This window comes from Flavobacterium sp. KACC 22758 (assembly GCF_028736135.1).
Classification (GTDB): Bacteria; Bacteroidota; Bacteroidia; order Flavobacteriales; family Flavobacteriaceae; genus Flavobacterium; species Flavobacterium johnsoniae.
Map to the genome: position 1 here is coordinate 1315215 of NZ_CP117878.1, position 18312 is coordinate 1333526.

Genomic DNA, 18312 nt, shown 5'->3' on the forward strand with positions numbered 1-18312 from the left:
GGTTTATGATTTTAAAAAACTAGTTGAGGTTCGTTTATTAAGGCTTTGGTATTTATTTTGAATTTAACATCTCCGGTATTAAGACCCAAATCTTCGATTACAAAATTTAGATAGTCTTGTTTTAGATATTTTTCGTCACGGGGATAGACTATCATAATAGAAGTTGAGTTACTCATGCCGTACATTCTTGGATAAATAAAGTCGGCTAGGGCAAGGGTATCTTTTGCAGGGGTGTAAACATGTAGTTTTTCCTCCATTCCAAAAGCTAAATCATTGACCATTTGACCAAATTTTGCTTTGTCTTGCGCAACACTATTTAATAACTCCTGATTGTTTTTTGACATTGAAAGATTGAAATACAAAAACTTATTGTATTGCTTCCTTAATTTCTCTATCTCAGACGGACTATTTTTTTCTGTTAATTCCTGTTTTACTAATAAATCAGTTGGTCTATACTGTAAAACATAATCAACACCAGATATCGTTTTTTTGTAATGATAGCCGTTATCTTCGTCTTGTATATATGCATTCATTTCCTCTTGTGTATCAAATGATTTGTTACAAGAGGAAATAAATAATAGTAAAATAAATGGTAAAAGTTTATTTCTTATCATATTCAGCATTAAGGCCTTTTAAAACTTTTTCGGTTAGGTCAGTAGATTCATCTGCGTACATGATGTTTCCGCCGCCACTTGCGCCAAATATGATTTTGTAGTTATGATCTTTCCCGTATTCTTTGATATAATCGTTAATATCGTTAATTACGGTTTGTGTTACTTTTTTATCTTCTTCCTGAATTTTTTTCTGAATAGCTTCTTGGTAACCGTTAATTTGCTGCTGTTTGTTAGATAACAATTCTTGCTTTAATTTTAGTTCTGTAGGAGATAAAGAAGCTCTCTCTTTTTCGTAGTTTTTTAATTCATTTTGCCAGTTACTGATTAAGGAATCTACATTGGCTTTCATTAAAGAGGCTTTTTTATCAAATTCTGCTTTTGCAACTTTTGTTTTACTATATCCAGTGATTAATTTATTAACATCAACATATACTAATTCTGAACTTGATTTTGCAAAATAGATTGCAGCAATACTTAACACAACTGCTAAACAAGCAGCATACAAGGGGATTTTTTTCATTTTGTTTATTAGGATAATTTTAACAATATTAAATCAATTAATTGCTAATTTAATCAGATGTATATTACTTTTTTAACATTTTTAATTGATTGATTTTTAGTAAATTATCTGTTTTTTGTCTCAATTAATTAAATTTAACTAAATGAAAACTATCTGAATTATCTCTAAAAATCATACAAATATGTTTTTTTTATTTTAAATTTCTTTACGGGAAACCACATTATCACATTTTTTCTTAAAAAAATAAATAAGATGATTTAAGTTCATTTTCTTTAACAAAAAAAGAGCAAAACTTTAAAGTTTTGCTCTTTTGAAAAGAGGGTTAATTTTGCTAATTTTTATGTCGAAAAAGTCAGCCCTTTAGCTTTAAAATTGCTAAATAAAACTTGTTTAGCCGTACTTATAGTTTCTTCGGTTCTATAGATACTGCACCAAAATTTGATTTGTATTTTAAATTTTCCATCAGAAATTGAATTGTAATAAATTTGAGACGGTTTAGTGTTGTTTACCAAAGGAAGATTTTCAAGAGAACTTAAAATAGTTGCATTTATGTCTTCTGGAGTTGCCTCTCCGCTGATTTCAATAGAAATATCTACCAGTTTAAAATTATCTGTATACGTCCAGTTTGTAATGTTTTGAGACAATAAATTACCATTTGGAATAATAATTTCGGCACCATTTGGAGCATTGATTTTGGTTGTTCTTAATCCCATAGATTTTACTCTTCCAGATTCAGAACTAATATCGATAACATCCCCAATTTGAATTGGTTTATCAAAAATCAAAATAATTCCCGATACAAAGTTGTTTACGACATTTTGAAGTCCAAGTCCAACACCGACACCCAACGCTCCCAAAAGAATACTCAATTTGTCTAACGGCATTCCCGATGCAGCAACAGCCAAAAGATAACCCACAATCAAAACAACAAGTCTTGTAATAAGTAATTTAGAATGCTGTCTTTTATTGATGTTTTCTTCGTTTTCGTCTTCAATTTCTCCAAAAAAGTACGCAACATAGTTTTGCAATAAATGTGCGGCCCAGACAATTATAAAAAATAAAACAATATTTCCTAAAGTAAAAGTGATGCTTCCGATAGTGTTAGGACGACTCAATAAAGTACCAAGAGAAGAACGTAATGATTCCCAGATATTTAAATTAGAAGCAATTACAACCAGCCACATATAGCTGATTACGATTATGAATGGTTTTTTGAGCGTGTCAGATAAATTCTCGTAATCAAAAATCTTTTCGATACCTCGTTTTACTCGGGTTGTATAAATCTGTAAAAGAATTATTTCCAGAATTATTTTTAAAAGTACACTCAATGCAACAATCTGAGTAAGAGAAATAAAGGCAGTTAAACTCAGCATGTTTGAAAGAGAAACCCTTCCAAAAAGATTGTAAAGTATCGATAAAACATTTAATCCGATAAAAATGATGCTGGCCCATTTAAAAAATCCTTTAATGTATAACTGATCTTTTAAACTTTTAATTTGAACCAATCCATATCGAATTCCTAAAATATTAATGATAATGAATGAACAACGTTGAAATAAACCTACTTCTATAAAAAGATCCAGAAAACAAAGCGCAAAAAACAATCCGAAAAGCAATAACCAGTTTCGCATTGATTTTCCAGACCAGTCATTTTTAAACAAGATCGTCAGAACACCTAATAAACCAAGCTGAAGTAATTCTAAAAACAGGGCAGGAGCATACAAATTTGTTACAACGGCAATGTTTAGGGTAATGACAATTATTGGCAGAATTACGCCTCTGTTTAAATATTTAAAATTAAAAAGAGCAAGATTTTCGTCGTGACCATTTGATTTTAAATATTTCAAATTGCGTGAAATATACCAAGCCAAAAGTCCCATAAAGAAACACAGAGTGATTAATGCTCCAGCTTTATAACTTAAATAATAAGCGGCTACATTTTCTTCAATTATAATTTTTGCTTTAATGTTATGTGATACCACTTTTTTTGCTGTAGTGTCAGTGCTCCATAACGAAGGATATTCTTTATTTAGAATACTTATTCCTGATTTCTCGAGTTTGGTTTCTACAGTTGCAAGAGCATTCGAAACTGCAATTTTATGCTCTACAGTTAGCCTTTTTTTATGGTTTAAAGTCTCCTGATTTTTAGTCATCAGACTATCAGTTGTAAGATATCTTTTTTTAAGGTTCGCTAATTCAGTTTTGAATTGTTTTCTGCGGATAGTATCTTTTATGAGAGTAAATAAAATTTTGTCTTTACGAAGATCAATAATCCTGGTTTTAATTTTTTCAAGATTTTGATTACGAATGTTTATCGCATTATTTTGATCGTTTAATTCTTGTTCGATTTCTTTTAGAACAATACGATACATCTGCTGATTTCGCACATTTGGATTAGCTCCTTTTAAACTTGCTAGTATTAAATCAAGTTTGCTTTCGGTTCTTTTAATGTCTCCAAATAAGTGGAAAGTACTTCCTTCAAATTCGGCATCATTTGCAGCAGATTCCAGTACATCTCCGGCTTTTTCGATAGCCATCAAATAATCACTGTCGGTTGTGGTTTCTTCAAATAACTTAGACTTGTTTTCAGCTTTAGAAGCAGTATTTGAAGTCTGAGAATAAGAAAATGATGCTAAAAAGAACATCATTAATAAGGCTGGTAAATAGAACGAATTTCTTTTTGAATTCATAATTAATCTGGTGATTTAAGGTCTCCAAATTTAATTGTTTTTTAGATAGAATTGTTTTGAGATTTAAAATTTCATAAGAAATAAATAAAAAGCAAAAAATGTAATGTCTCTGTGTTTTTATTAAAATAAACAGAGACATTATTTTCTTTTAATTTACTTCAAATAAAAAAATCAGGCAGTGTTATGATGTTTTTCTTTTAAAAGTTTAAGTTTATGTAATTCGTCAGTAAGCTGTTTATTAATGTGTGATAATTCATTGTTTTGAACTTCCATTTTTTTGATATTTTCAGTTGCAGCGGTAAGACGTGTGGTTATGTCATCTAGAAGATCACGATAATATTTTACAGCGCTTACTGCATTATCAAGTTCAGCAGCACGGTCTTGAGCCAATGTTTTTCTCCATGAGAAAAACCATGTTATAAAAGCACCAAAAAATGCTGTTAAAGTAGGGTATAAAAAATGTTCCATAAAGATATTATTTATAAAGTATTTGGGTTAAAAATGTTTTAAGCAGCGTATTATTTTACATTTATTTTTAATGTATTTTATGTGTAAATAGTTGTTTTTGTTTTGTTTTGTTGGTTTTTTAATAGAAATATGATTTTGTAAGGCGTTTATTTTACGTGAAATTTATTGTTTTTCAGTTTGTTTTTTCTTTACTTTGCAAATATAATGTAAAATAATACATCAAAACAAAACTTTAACACAAAATATATATTGATATGGGATCAACTGAAAGGATGCGTGAATATCTTGATTATAAAGGAATTACTAAATATAAGTTCTGTAATGATTTAGGCTTTTCTAATAAATTTTTAGACAACAGCAGTAATATGGGAACGGATAAGGCGTGTAAAATTTTACACTATTATCCAGAAATTAATTCCGAGTGGCTTCTAACCGGAAACGGACCTATGATAAAAGAAGATAATACCAATATTATAATTATGAATAACGACCGAAGAACAATCGATACACTGCATGTGAGCCAGGAAATACCATTATATGATCTAGAAGCTGTGGCAGGTTTACGAGAATTGTTCAACAGCGGAAAACCACAAAGAATTTTGGATACAATTAAAATTCCCAATCTGCCAAAATGCGATGGAGCTATTTCTGTAACTGGAGACAGTATGTATCCGCTTTTAAAATCAGGAGACATCGTCCTGTATAAAGAAACTGAGTTTGAAAATATCTTTTTTGGTGAAATGTATCTTTTAAGCGTAAAACTAAATGATTGGGAAGAATACATTACAGTAAAATACGTTCAAAAATCAGATCAGGGATCAGAATTTGTAAAATTGGTAAGCCAGAATTCACATCATCAGCCAAAAGATATTCATATCTCAAAAATTTCGGCATTGGCACTTATAAAAGCTAGTATCCGTATCAATACAATGATGTAATTTATTTGAAAATCAGATTTTTCTGTTTTTTAGAAATAAAAATAGAAGCCTTTAATTTTTACATTTAAAGGCTTCTATTCTTTTTTTAAATTATGCCCAACCCTAATGTTTTCTGAAATTAAAGTACAAATCCACCCCTTAAAAAGAAAAAACAACTCCCTCTTTTTTTTACATTAGATTTATTTTGCAGTGCCTTCAAAACGATTTTTTTCATAGGTTTATTGATTGTGAAAATACAAATCGTTTTACAAATTTTATCTGGCGTTTATAAATTCTGTTTATGAGGAATATTAAAATTTACATTTTAAGCTGTATTGCATTTCTTTCCATTTCTTTTGGCGTTTCTGCACAAGGATCTGATTTATATTTTGATCATATTGATTACGATGTGAGTTTTTCGCAAAGTATGATTTCGAGTATTCATCAAACCAAAAAAGGATTTATCTGGATAGGAACTGCAAACGGATTAATCAGTTACGACGGATATAATTTTCTGCGATATGTTTACAACAAAGACATTCTAAATACCATCAGCAACAATCATATTAACGTGATTCTGGAAGACAGACAAAAAGAACTTTGGGTTGGAACCAATAACGGATTGAATCTCTTTAATAAAAATGAAAGGAGTTTTTTAAGAGTTGACGTTCAGAGAATTAAAGGCGGACGAAATTATATATCATCTATAATTCAGGATGATCAAAACCAAATTTGGATTGGGACTTTTGGCGGTATAAAACGTCTTAATAAAGAGAAATATTTGTTAGAAGAAATCTCAAACGATCACAATTCGCCATTCAGAAAAAGCAGGGTTTTGTCTTTGTTTTATGATCGCAATTATGGTGTTTTGGTTGGAACTTCTAAAGGCTTAGAATGTTTTGATCCTAAAAATGGCTCAAAAAAAATATTACCAAAAACATTGACAGATAACGAAGCTTTAATCAAATCGAAAATCTGGAAAATTATCAAAGAAAAAAATGGTGATTTATGGTTTGCGACTGAAGCAAATGGCGTTTTTCATTTTGATGCAGATAAAAATATCGTAAAAAATTACCTGCTTAATACAAATAATAAAAACAGTTTATCGTCAAATTGGGTCAATGATATTGTTTCTGTCGACAATAATACCATTTGGTTTGCCACTAAAAATGGTTTATGTGTTTACAAAAAAGATAAAAATGAATTCACCAAATACGGACATAATCCACTGGAAAGTTACAGTCTTTCAGACGATGATGTCAAATGTTTTTTAAAAGACCGTCATAACGATATTTGGATTGGGACGAATGGAGGAGGAGTCAATTTTTTTCAGAAAACCAATACCAATTTTACCAATATAAGAGAAGTCATCAAACCTAGTTTCGGATTAAATACAGCCTTTGTAAATGCTGTTGTGAGAGAAAATGACGGTTCGGTATGGGTTGGAACAAATGGCGGAGGCTTGAATTATCTTGACTTTAGAAATAATAAAAATACATCTTATCAAATTGAAGGCTACGATTTTGATAAAAGCGTTAACATGATAACGGCTTTGGTAAATCAAAACGAACAGAACTTGTTTTGCGGAACTTTCAATGGATTGTTCAAATTCAATAAAAGCAGTAAAACATTCCAGTTTATTTCGCTTTCACGCAAAGATTCTAAAGAAAGAGAACGCCCCATTACTTCTTTATTAATGGACAATACAGATTTATGGGTAGGAACAAACGGAAACGGATTAAAGAAAGTAATGCCCGACGGAACGGTCGAAATTTATATGGCAGACGGAAGTTCAAATTCTCTCAGCGATAATTTTATTACTGATATTGTAAATAGAAAAGACGGACTTTGGATCGCTACACAATACGGCTTAAATTATTTCGACAAAAAGCTAAAACAAGTCACCAGAGTTTTTAAAGCCGGACCAAAAAGCGGATTGTCAAACAATAGTCTAACTGTAATGTTTACCGATTCTAAAAATCGTTTTTGGGTAGGAGCAGAAAGTGGCGGAGTAAATATTTTTGATGAAAAGAAAGGACGTTTCTTCGAAATCAACCGCTCTATGGGATTCACAGATGAAACCATCAAAAGTATTTCAGAAGATTCAGAAGGAAATATCTGGATCAGCGACAATAATTTATTGTACAAAATAAAAACCAAAACTATAACGCCTGTTCCCAATATTGCTGATTTTGAAATCACTTCTTATTCTTCAAACGATGGCTTAAAAGTCAAACAATTTTCAAATAACTGCAGTGTACAACTAAATGCAAAAGAACTCGTTTTTGGATGTTCGAATGGTTTAATCGTTTTTAACCCTTCGAAATTAATCAAAACAAAAGATAAATCACCAATTGTTTTTACAAAGCTTATTGTTAATAATGAGGAAATTAGACCAGGAAACAAAGAAGTTGCTTTGGAAAAACGGATCAGCGAAACAACTGAAATTACTTTAAAACACGATCAGGGATACATTGGCTTGGAATTTAGTGCAATGAGTTTTATTTCGCCGGAAAAAAATGAATATGCATATAAACTCGAAAGTTCTAATAAAGACGAATGGCATATTATAGGTTCACAGCATTATATCAACTTAACCAATTTAAATTCCGGAACTTATCTTCTAAAAATAAAAACTTCAAACGGAGGCGGAGAATGGAATCCGAATATTAAGACTTTAAAAATTACCATTCTGCCACCGTGGTGGCAAACATGGTGGGCTTATTTGTTTTACATCGCTTTATTAACAGGAGCTTCAGTTTTGTTATTCCGCTTTTTCAGGAACCGAGAGTTGTTAAAACAAGCTTTTTATCTGGAACAAGTTGAAAAAGAAAGACAGGAAGAATTGTATAAAATGAAACTGGATTTCTTTACCAATGTTTCGCACGAAATCAGAACGCCTCTAACATTAATCAGCGGACCAGTTGAAGAACTTTTAAACAGTGCCGAGAAAAACTCGAATCTGGAACTGAAACTAAAAACCATCAAAAACAATTCTGATAGATTATTGAAATTAGTCAATGAATTAATGGATTTTAGAAAAGCAGAAAAAGGCAGTATGAAAATCTATTGCGAACAGCAGGATATTGTTTCATTTTGTTTTGATATTTACGAATCGTTTCGAGGAATTGCTGTCGAGAAAAAAATCGATTATAAATTCGTCTTAAACATAAATACAGTACAGCTTTATTTCGATAAAAACCAAATGGAGAAAGTGATTTACAATCTGCTTTCGAATGCCTTTAAATTTACCGGAAAAAACGGCCGAATTACTTTAGGCGTAGAACAAAAAGAAGATTCAGACTATGTCGAAATAAAAGTAAAAGACAACGGAATAGGTATTCCGGAAAACAGAAAAAAGAAGATTTTTAAGAATTTTTTCCAATTAGACGAACGCGGCAGTGCCAATTTAGGCAGCGGAATTGGTCTGGCTTTAAGCAAAAGTATTGTAGAACTGCATCACGGAGAAATCAAAGTTCAGACAGAAGAAGATCCAAACTTTACTACCATATTTACAATCAAATTAAAGAAAGGAAAAGATCATTTTAAAAAATCGCAGATAGTCGAGAATTCAGTTAAGATTGAAGAAAATGGAAATCCAATTTCGGATGTTAAAACAGAAATTGAAACTTACGAAAGAGAATACGAAGAGCTGGAAAACAGCAATAAAAAGACTGTTCTGGTTATTGAAGATAACGAAGAAGTACTCTCTTTTGTGTACGATATTTTGTATCACGATTACAGGGTTTTGAAATTTACAGATGGAATTCACGCACTCGAGTATATGGAAAAAGAAATTCCGGATCTCATCGTAACCGATGTTATGATGCCGGAAATGGACGGCTTTGAATTGTGTACCATTTTAAAAACAAATCAAAATACAAACCACATTCCGGTTATTTTATTAACGGCAAAATCTTCTACTTTAAATAGAATTGAAGGACTTTCTACTGGAGCAGATGCTTATATTTCGAAGCCTTTTAGTATTGAAGAATTAAAACTGACAATCGCCAATTTATTATCAGCCAAAGAAATCATTCGTCAGAAATATGGAGAAGGATTTATTGCTGCTGTTGAAGAAGAAAACGTAAATACGCCGGAAGGAATCTTTCTAAAAAAACTCACTCAGATTATCGAAGCAAATCTGGATAATACTGATTTTGATGTAAATGATCTGGTAAATGAAATAGGAATGAGCAGAACCGTGCTTTACAAAAAAGTTCAAACCCTCACAGATCATTCGGTAGCTGGTTTTATAAAAAATATGCGATTAAAAAAAGCTGCTCATTTATTAACCAACACCACTTATTCTGTTGCTGAGGTAACTTATATGGTTGGTTTTAATGACAGAAAGCATTTTAGTAAAGAATTTAAAAAGTTTTATAATTTATCGCCTACTGAATATAAAGCTTCAAATAATTAACTATAAAAAAGGGTTTAATCGCTGACAGACCTATGTTTACCCAAAGTCCGCAAAGTTTAATAAGCTTTGCGGACTTTGCGTTTTTTCCTTTTGCGTTCTTTGTGTTTAACTGCAAAATTAAGTACCTCGCAATTATTTAAGTTTTTTATTACGAATACTGTTTTTTAAAGGCTTGTCTGGTACAAATTTCTCAGATAAAGACGTTCGAACCCCTAAAAACGAATATCTTCCTCCCTTCGTAACCTCAATTATTAGTCACATTTGCAACATAATCACATGACTTTATAATTAACTAACCAAAAAAATTACAATGAAAAACAACAAACCCGAAAAGATTCTTTTTCTTGGTGGAAATTATCTAAAATTAATTTTAATGTTTTTTCTGTGTATTCTGGCTTCTAATGTGAAGGCACAGGAAAGCACAGTTTCAGGAAAAGTAGTTGACAATGCAGGTCTCCCATTACCAGGAGTAAATGTACATGTTAAAGGAAGTACAAAAGGAACTCAAACCGATTTCGATGGAAATTTCAGCATCAGCACAGCGCCAAAAAGCACACTTGTTTTTTCCTTCATTGGGATGGATGAAGCTGCTGTTGATACAGAAAACAAGAAAAACCTAAAAGTAGTTCTTAAACCAAGTTCTCAGGCACTAGACGAAATTATAGTGGTTGGTTACGGAACCAAAAAGAAAAGCGACGTAATTAGTTCTGTAGCTTCGGTTAAGCCAGGCGATATGACAAAAGTGGCGACTTCTGATGTTGGAGAAATGTTAAGAGGTAAAGCGGCCGGAGTTCAGGTTTCGTTAGCCGATGGAGGTCCGGGAAGTTCTTCTTCAATTCAAATTAGAGGAAAAAAATCTATTAACGGCAGCAACGAACCTATCGTAATTGCAGATGGTGTTGTAATTGGAAACATCAATGATGTAAATGCCAACGATATTGCTTCTTTAGAAATTTTGAAAGATGCCGCAGCACAATCTATTTATGGAGCAAGAGCGTCAAATGGAGTTATTTTGATTACTACAAAAAGAGGAAAAACCGGAAAAGCAAAAATCGCTTACAATGGTTTCTCTGGAGTACAAACAATCAACAGGAATTTTGACATTTACAGCGGAGAAGAATTTGCTCAGTTAAAAAGAGAAGCTTACAGAACAAGCAATGGCGGAGTTTACAGACCAGACGATCAGGTTTTTTCGCCGCTTGAATTAGAATCTGTCCAATCAGGAAAATATATCGATTGGGAAAAATATGCGCTGAGAACAGGTACAACTAATAACCACAGTTTAAGCATTTCGTCAGGAACAGATAAAACGAGTATTTTTTCAAGTATCAACTACATTAATACAACAGGAGTAATCCCAAATTCTGATTTCGAGAAAGTGGCCATGAGAGTCAATGTAGATCAGAGAGTGGCAGACTGGTTGAAAATAGGAATGAATGTTTCGCTTCAATTCTCAGAAACAAACAGACCAAACGTAGGTAATGTTTTAAATAATGCCATTACTACATCACCTTTAGGAAGAATTTATAATGATGATGGATCATTTCGTTATCTGCCGGGAGGAATTCAGGAAACACCAAATCCGCTTATTGATATTTACGAGACGACAACAAATGAGTTAAATCGTAATGATATCATGAATATATTTTTGGACATTAATTTAGCAAAAGGTTTTACGTATAAATTAAACGCCAGCCGAAGATCATGGAATTATAAAGCAATGGCCTTTAATACATCAAGATCACTTTCCGGAATTGCCAATTCAGGACAAGGAAGCGGCAGTATACTTTATAAAGATAATGTAGAATACCAATTAAGTAATATTTTGAATTACAACTTTAAACTGGCCGAAAAAAATCATTTTAATGCTACTGGAGTTTATGAAATTACTTCATCAGAATACAATGAATTTAAAAACTCGGCAAGCAGAATTCCAAGTGATATTTTGGGAATTTACGGTTTAGAAAGTGCTTTTTTAAATACACCTGAAATTGGCGGAAACGAAAGGTCTCTGATTTCATTTGCAGGAAAATTAGAATATGATTTTGACAGCAAATACTATTTTACAGTTTCAGGCAGAGCCGATGGATCTTCTGTATTTGGTGCCAATAATAAATGGGGATTTTTTCCTGCTGTAAATGCCGCATGGAATGTTTCAAATGAAAACTTCATGAAAGAACACGTTCCGGTTATCAGTAATTTAAAATTAAGAGCCAGTTATGGTAAAGTAGGAAACCAGCCAAAAGATCCGTATCAAAGTATGGCGGTTGCAGATCAGAGAGATTATATCATAAACGGAATAAAAGTATCTGGATACGTTCCGGGAACACAATTGTCTAATCCGGATTTGCGCTGGGAAACTTCAACGCAGTTAAATCTTGCAGCAGATTTTGGATTATTTAAAAACCGATTAACAGGAACTGTTGAGATTTACAATACTGATACTTCTGATTTATTGATTTATGAAACCTTAAATGCAAATACAGGTTATACCAAAAAACTTTCAAATATTGGTAAAGTAAACAACAAAGGTTTAGAAATTACCTTAAATGGTGATTTAATCAAAAAGAAAGACTTCAGATTAAATGTTGGTGCTACTTTCACTAAAAACAAAAACAGCATTGTAAGTATTTATGGCAAAGATGCCAACGGAGACGGAAAAGAAGATGACGATGTTGGGAACTTATGGTTTATAGGAAAACCTATTGATGTGTATTACCGATACAAAGCTGTTGGAATTTATCAGGAAGGAGAAACCATTCCAATTGTTACAGGAACAACTTTATATCCGGGAGACATAAAATTATACGATGCTAATCCGTCAAACGGAGCCAATCCAAACCCGAATGAAGACCGTGTCATTACATCAAAACTGCCAGATTGGTTTGGAACTTTTTCACTGGCTTTAGAATACAAACAATTTGATTTCTCGGCAGATATTTATACTGTTCAGGGAGTTACAAGAGATAATTTATTCTTATACGATTATGTAAAAGGAGGTTCTTTGAGAGGAGTAAAAAACGGTATCAAACAAGATTACTGGACACCTGAAAATCCAGGAGGAAACTGGCCGAGGCCAAGAGACGGAAACGATCCGCCGTATATCAATACTTTAGGGTTACAAGATGCCTCTTACATTCGTTTGCAAAACGTTTCTGTTGGATTTAAATTTCCAGAAAGCACACTTAAACCATTAGGATTAAGTAATATGAGATTGTATGTAACCGGAAGTAATTTGGTTACCCTTACAGATTATCAGTCTTACAGCCCAGAGAAAGAAATAAACGATTATCCGGAACCTGTTACTTGTGTTATAGGCTTACAAGTAGGTTTTTAATAACACAGTTTAAGACATTAAATAAAATAAAAATAACAAGATCATGAAAAATATAAATTTTCTATTTGTTTTGATATTCGGACTTTCTTTAGGACTTACTTCATGTGAAGATTTTCTGGAAGAAAACGTAAAAGATCAGGTTTCTGTAGATTATATCTACAATTCTCCTGCAGGATTAGAAGTAGGAGTAAATGCACTTTACAACCAAATGCGTTTTTATAATCTGCCATCTGGTGATAACAGCGATTTGTGGGCCAATGTTTTCTTTATGGTCGCAACCGATTTAGGATTGCACAGAACCTGGAATACACCTTACGGTACAGGACATAATCCGCAGTCATATACAGGATCAAAATGGATTCAGGGCTATAAAATTATCGACAGATGTTCGGCAATTATTACATCGGCAAGAACTATAAAAATGGATGAGAATGCCAAAAAAAGATTAGTAGCGCAGGCACGCGTTATTAGAGGAGAATTGTATCTGGATTTAAAACAAATGTATGGAGGTATTTTAATTGATACTATTCCAACAACTCCTCAAAACATCAATGACCCGGTAGAATATAAAGTAGCCAGCGATGCTGATGTATATCGATTAATCGATGCTGATTTAGACTATGCGATTGCCAATCTTCCTTTTAAAGTAGATCCGGGACGTTATGGTCAGGGAGTTGCGAGACACATTCGCGGAAAAAGCGCATTATGGCAGGAAGACTGGACAGAAGCTGCAGCACAATTTGACGCCATTATTAACGACGGAACACATGGTTTAGTGGCTCTTGTTGATGTTTGGGGACAAAATGCCAATCATAAAGAATCTCTTTTTACTTATCAAAAAGACTTTTTATTAGGCCCGGAAGATGGGTTAGCTGGAGGAGGCGGTTCGTGGTTAAGCAGCGTTTTTACACACAGAACTTACGAATTAAACGCAAACGAACTGATTCAGGATGTGGCTTACGGAGGTCAGGCTTTAGGATGGTTTTATCCAAATAATTACCTGAAATCACTTTACGATCAGGCAAACGATCTTCGATTCAAAACTTATTATTATTCAGATAATTATCAAGATTATAAAATCAATGTTCCGGGAAATCCAAAATTCGGACAGCCGATTACCAATCCGGCTATTGCAGCGCCAAATGGAAATTACAGAGCATGGCATTGGAGTTTGAAAAAATACCATGATACAGAAAAACTGCCAATGACCTCAAACAGTTACAAAGATTATATGTATTACAGACTGGCAGAAACGTATCTGCTGGCATCAGAAGCACATCATAATTTAGGCAACGATACAAAAGCATTAGCATATTTAAACAAAGTAAGAAGAAGAGGTTATACAGGAAATCCTGAAAGCACCGTAACCACTTTTGATTTGACTGCATGGACTTTAAACAACTATTTAGACGAATCGGCAAGAGAATTAGCTTTTGAAAACAACAGATGGTTCTTATTAAAAAGATTAGGACTTTTAGTAGAAAGACAAAATTTATATTTCCGTTCAAGCCCGTCTGGAACTATTTCGGGAGAAGTGCCTTTAAAAATGACACCGGCAATGGTAAATATGCCAATTCCGCAGAGCCAGATAGATTTAATGGGAAAACCAGAAGGATTTAATGTTGGATACAATTAAGGTTAAAGTTAGTAATAACCCGTCCGGAAGTTAGAATATTCCTGATCTGACTTCCGGATTTAAAAAGAAAACACATGAAAAGTAAACAATATATTTTAGGAGCATTAACCGCTTTGCTGTTTGCCTCTTGCAGCAACGATGAAAAAGTAGTTTTGAAATATGCAGATGAAGGCGATTCAGGCAATCCAAATCCTATTACGCAGACTTTAAAAGAAAAAGCAAAATTTAAAATTGGAGCTGCTGTAAAAATGAAAGATCTGCAAAACGAAGCCAATTATAAAAATGCTGTTTTAAAACATTACAATCAGATTACAGCCGAATTTGAAATGAAAATGGCAAGCATCTGGACCTCTTCAACGGCATATAATTATACCGCCGCCGATTATTTAGTAGGTTTTGCTCAGGACAATAAGATGGAAGTTCACGGACATACTTTGGTTTGGTACGATTCATTTCCGGAATGGTTTAAAAAAGCCCAATACGATTCGATTGCATTTGAAGCCAAAGTAAAAGTCTATATTACTGATGTTGTAGGACGCTACAAAGGAAAAGTAAAAAGCTGGGATGTTGTTAATGAAGTTTTTGCAGACGGCGGCGCCATGCGAAACGAAACGGTTATCAATTCACTGTTTAAAGATCCGATTGGATTTTACGGAAGATGTTTCCGCTATGCAAAAACTGCAGATCCTGATGCAAAATTATTTTACAACGATTACAGCGTAGTTCTGGATGCAGGAAAAAGAGCCTCAATCAAAAAAATGGTAACAAGATTCAAGGCAAACGGAGTACCAATTGACGGTTTAGGAGATCAGTTTCATTATGCCACAGATACCAACAGGCAAACGATGAAAACCGGTTTTACAGATCTTGCTTCAACAGGATTGTTAATACATATTTCAGAATTGGATATTAAAGTCAATACTGGAAAATCAGATTCGTATGTTTTTAATGATGTTGAAAATCAGAAACAGGCAGAAACCTATAAATACATTACAACTATGTATGAAGAGCTCCCTCAAGCCCAAAAATTTGCCATTTCAACATGGGGAGTAACAGATAAATATACGTGGCTTACAAGTTTCTGGCACTCAAAAGAATATCCATTGCTTTTAGATGCTGATTATAATAAAAAACCAGCTTATCAGGGATTCTTAGACGGATTGAAGTAAGAGAGATATTTTAGAAAAAAGAGACAAGAAGCAAGATTTTTGAGAGTATACCCTTTCTGAGTTACAGTTTAGAAAAGTCTTTACTCTTGTTTCTTTCCTCTTTCTCCTTCTCAAAAAAATTAACCAAAAAACATTGAAATCATGACCATAAAACTAAATCATATATCTAAATTAAAATACCTGTTTTTAGTTCTTTTCGCATGTTTATTTTCCTGCGAAGATGATGTACGCGAAGTATATCTTTATAAAAAAGGAGAATTAAGCGCAACTTCAACAAATACAGCTATTAAAGGAGGAGAAACAGTAACGTATATTGATGCATCAACAAAAGTGCGTGCCATAAAGTGGACTTTTCCAGGCGGGTCGCCGGGAGCTTCAATTGAACCGAATGTTGAAGTAAAATATACCAAAGCAGGAACTTTTACAACCACCTTAGAAATCACATTTGTAGACAATACAACTCAAAAGAAAACTTTTACGGTTGAGGTTGAAGCACCGCCGACACCTCCAATTGTTATTCCGGCAGATGCTCTTAAAATTTACTCTGAAAATCCGGATTTTACCAAAATAGCTCCGGTTTTAAACTGGGTTTCAAGCAATCAATTTGTAATTAAAGAAGTTGCTCAAGACGGTTATGAAGGTGCTTACAGAAATTTTTCTCTTCCTGCGACACCGCCGGCTGCAGAAGCAAAATGGGCAATGGCAATTTTACAGTTTGTAAATTTCACTGATATCTCATCTTACACTTATATCAATATGGCAGTAAGAACTACAAGTACAGGAAAAATCAGATTTAGAATGAAAGATGCCTCTAATACTGGTTATGTAGAATTTGATGCCGCAAGTAATTTATACGGACTAAAAAGAGACGGAAGCTGGAACATGGTTAAAATTCCAATTGCCGATTACAAAAAACAGAATCCGCTGTTAGACTTAACAAAAATCAAAGATATTTTGGTTTTAAGAAGCGTTGATCCGGAAGATGTTAGAGCATTAAATAATTACACTTTCGATTTCGATCATATCTATTTATCGAAATAAGATTTCTTTTTTATTACACAATTTCTTTATGGGGCAGTTTTTTTGCTGTCCCATAATTCTTCAAAAACAATTAAAATGAATTTAAAGAAACATTCCGTTTATGCCTTATTCGGTTTTTTAAGTCTCACATTGCATGCGCAGCATAAAAATACATATCAAAAAGTCGAAGCCAGACAAAATGCTTTAGATCCAAAATGGGTAGCGTATGATGCTAAAACTATTGATAAACTTCCAGGATTTAAAATTAAAAAAGAGTCACCAGCCTCCGTTTACGGCGGTTCTAAAATGTGGCAGAAAGAAGCAACCGGATTTTTTAGAACCGAAAAAATAGACAACAGATGGTGGATTATTGACCCGGAAGGTTATCCCTATATTTATAAAGGAATTGCGGTTTTTAATGCAGGACGTTCTGAAAATCAGCAAAAAGCATTTGATAAGAAATACGGAAGCAAAGAAAACTGGGTAAAACAAGAATCAAAATTACTTCGCGATAATGGATTTAACGGTGTAGGAGCATGGTCGAATGTTGATTTGGTTCGTAATGCTGAAAATCCTTTGGTTTACACGGTTATCATTTCGCCAATGGGAATATATCATTCCGATCATATTAAAAAATTTGGAGGAAAATATAAAGAAGCAAGCTGGCAGAATTACCGTTTTGATTTGGTAATGGTTTTTGATAAAGAATTTGATTCTTACATTGAAAAATCGGTAAAAGAGATTGCTCAGTACAAAAATGATAAGTATTTGATGGGTTATTTTACTGATAATGAACTGCCTTGGTATAACGACGCATTAGATAAACATTTAACTTTATTGGCCAAAGATGAACAGGGCTATATTGCTGCAAAAGAATGGTTTGATAAAAGAAAAGGATTTAATACTTCAATCTCTGATATTACTCAGGAAGACAGAATGGCATTTACTGCTTTTTACTTTGAAACTTACATGAAAAAGGTAACCGAGGCATTAAGAAAAGCAGATCCAAACCATATGTATTTAGGATGCCGATTCAATCAGGATAAAGATCAGGAACTAACCAATCCGGAGATTTTTAAAGTGGCAGGAAAGTATATGGATATCATTTCGATCAATCATTACAGAAAATGGGAGCCAAGTCAGGATTTAATGAATAAATGGGGCGAATGGTCAGGAAAACCGTTTCTAATTACAGAATGGTATACTAAAGGTGAAGATTCTGGTTTACCAAACAATACAGGAGCAGGATGGCTGGTTCGGACTCAGAAAGAAAGAGGAATGTTTTATCAGAATTTCACTTTAGAACTTTTAAAAAATAAAAACTCAGTAGGCTGGCATTGGTTCAAATATATGGATAATGACCCGCAGGATTTAAGTACAGATTATTCAAACCGTGATTCAAACAAAGGAATCGTGAACAGTAATTTCGAACCGTATCAGCCATTATTAAAAGAGATGAAAGTTATTAATGATAATGCCTACGAACTGACACGTTATTTTGATAAAATGTAAAAATCT

General features: G+C 33.1%; 11 protein-coding genes. 7 read left to right on the forward strand and 4 right to left on the reverse strand.

What is annotated here, in order from left to right:
- Positions 1-11: 11 nt before the first annotated feature.
- The 4 genes from PQ462_RS05560 to PQ462_RS05575 form a co-directional block, all read right to left on the reverse strand.
- Positions 12-623: a hypothetical protein gene (locus tag PQ462_RS05560; protein WP_274252672.1), complete on the reverse strand. Its 612-nt coding sequence runs from the start codon at positions 621-623 to the stop codon at positions 12-14.
- Positions 601-1134 carry an OmpH family outer membrane protein gene (locus PQ462_RS05565; RefSeq protein WP_274252673.1) on the reverse strand — a complete coding sequence of 178 codons (534 nt, stop codon included), beginning with the start codon at positions 1132-1134 and terminating at the stop codon, positions 601-603. Before PQ462_RS05565 ends, PQ462_RS05560 begins: the two co-directional genes overlap by 23 nt.
- Before the next feature lie 338 nt (positions 1135-1472).
- Positions 1473-3824: a mechanosensitive ion channel family protein gene (locus PQ462_RS05570; RefSeq protein ID WP_274252674.1), complete on the reverse strand. Its 2352-nt coding sequence runs from the start codon at positions 3822-3824 to the stop codon at positions 1473-1475.
- A 171-nt stretch (positions 3825-3995) separates the two neighbouring features.
- Positions 3996-4292 carry a hypothetical protein gene (locus PQ462_RS05575; RefSeq protein WP_274252675.1) on the reverse strand — a complete coding sequence of 99 codons (297 nt, stop codon included), beginning with the start codon at positions 4290-4292 and terminating at the stop codon, positions 3996-3998.
- 254 nt (positions 4293-4546) lie between these two features.
- Between PQ462_RS05575 and PQ462_RS05580 the strand changes: the two genes are divergently transcribed.
- The 7 genes from PQ462_RS05580 to PQ462_RS05610 all read left to right on the forward strand — a co-directional run bounded on the left by PQ462_RS05580 (position 4547) and on the right by PQ462_RS05610 (position 18306).
- The gene (locus PQ462_RS05580; RefSeq protein WP_274252676.1) at positions 4547-5230 is read left to right on the forward strand and encodes a S24 family peptidase; all 684 of its coding nucleotides are present in this window, start codon (positions 4547-4549) and stop codon (positions 5228-5230) included.
- 280 nt (positions 5231-5510) lie between these two features.
- A complete protein-coding gene (locus PQ462_RS05585) occupies positions 5511-9632 on the forward strand; it encodes a hybrid sensor histidine kinase/response regulator transcription factor (RefSeq protein WP_274252677.1) in 4122 nt (1373 codons plus the stop codon).
- Positions 9633-9942: 310 nt separating this feature from the next.
- Positions 9943-12969: a SusC/RagA family TonB-linked outer membrane protein gene (locus tag PQ462_RS05590; protein WP_274252678.1), complete on the forward strand. Its 3027-nt coding sequence runs from the start codon at positions 9943-9945 to the stop codon at positions 12967-12969.
- Positions 12970-13012: 43 nt separating this feature from the next.
- A complete protein-coding gene (locus PQ462_RS05595) occupies positions 13013-14605 on the forward strand; it encodes a RagB/SusD family nutrient uptake outer membrane protein (RefSeq protein ID WP_012024148.1) in 1593 nt (530 codons plus the stop codon).
- 74 nt (positions 14606-14679) lie between these two features.
- Positions 14680-15774 (forward strand): endo-1,4-beta-xylanase, encoded by a 1095-nt coding sequence (locus tag PQ462_RS05600; RefSeq protein WP_274252679.1) that lies wholly within the window; start codon positions 14680-14682, stop codon positions 15772-15774.
- A gap of 141 nt (positions 15775-15915) precedes the next feature.
- Positions 15916-16815: a PKD domain-containing protein gene (locus PQ462_RS05605; protein ID WP_274252680.1), complete on the forward strand. Its 900-nt coding sequence runs from the start codon at positions 15916-15918 to the stop codon at positions 16813-16815.
- Between the two features lie 75 nt (positions 16816-16890).
- Positions 16891-18306 (forward strand): hypothetical protein, encoded by a 1416-nt coding sequence (locus PQ462_RS05610; protein WP_274252681.1) that lies wholly within the window; start codon positions 16891-16893, stop codon positions 18304-18306.
- Positions 18307-18312 lie beyond the last annotated feature (6 nt).

Excerpts from the sequence above, each read along its gene's own strand:
- PQ462_RS05560 (WP_274252672.1), bottom strand. The coding sequence starts at position 623 with ATGCTGAATATGATAAGAAATAAACTTTTACCATTTATTTTACTATTA.
- PQ462_RS05565 (WP_274252673.1), bottom strand. The coding sequence starts at position 1,134 with ATGAAAAAAATCCCCTTGTATGCTGCTTGTTTAGCAGTTGTGTTAAGT.
- PQ462_RS05570 (WP_274252674.1), bottom strand. The coding sequence starts at position 3,824 with ATGAATTCAAAAAGAAATTCGTTCTATTTACCAGCCTTATTAATGATG.
- PQ462_RS05575 (WP_274252675.1), bottom strand. The coding sequence starts at position 4,292 with ATGGAACATTTTTTATACCCTACTTTAACAGCATTTTTTGGTGCTTTT.
- PQ462_RS05580 (WP_274252676.1), top strand. The coding sequence starts at position 4,547 with ATGGGATCAACTGAAAGGATGCGTGAATATCTTGATTATAAAGGAATT.
- PQ462_RS05585 (WP_274252677.1), top strand. The coding sequence starts at position 5,511 with ATGAGGAATATTAAAATTTACATTTTAAGCTGTATTGCATTTCTTTCC.
- PQ462_RS05590 (WP_274252678.1), top strand. The coding sequence starts at position 9,943 with ATGAAAAACAACAAACCCGAAAAGATTCTTTTTCTTGGTGGAAATTAT.
- PQ462_RS05595 (WP_012024148.1), top strand. The coding sequence starts at position 13,013 with ATGAAAAATATAAATTTTCTATTTGTTTTGATATTCGGACTTTCTTTA.
- PQ462_RS05600 (WP_274252679.1), top strand. The coding sequence starts at position 14,680 with ATGAAAAGTAAACAATATATTTTAGGAGCATTAACCGCTTTGCTGTTT.
- PQ462_RS05605 (WP_274252680.1), top strand. The coding sequence starts at position 15,916 with ATGACCATAAAACTAAATCATATATCTAAATTAAAATACCTGTTTTTA.
- PQ462_RS05610 (WP_274252681.1), top strand. The coding sequence starts at position 16,891 with ATGAATTTAAAGAAACATTCCGTTTATGCCTTATTCGGTTTTTTAAGT.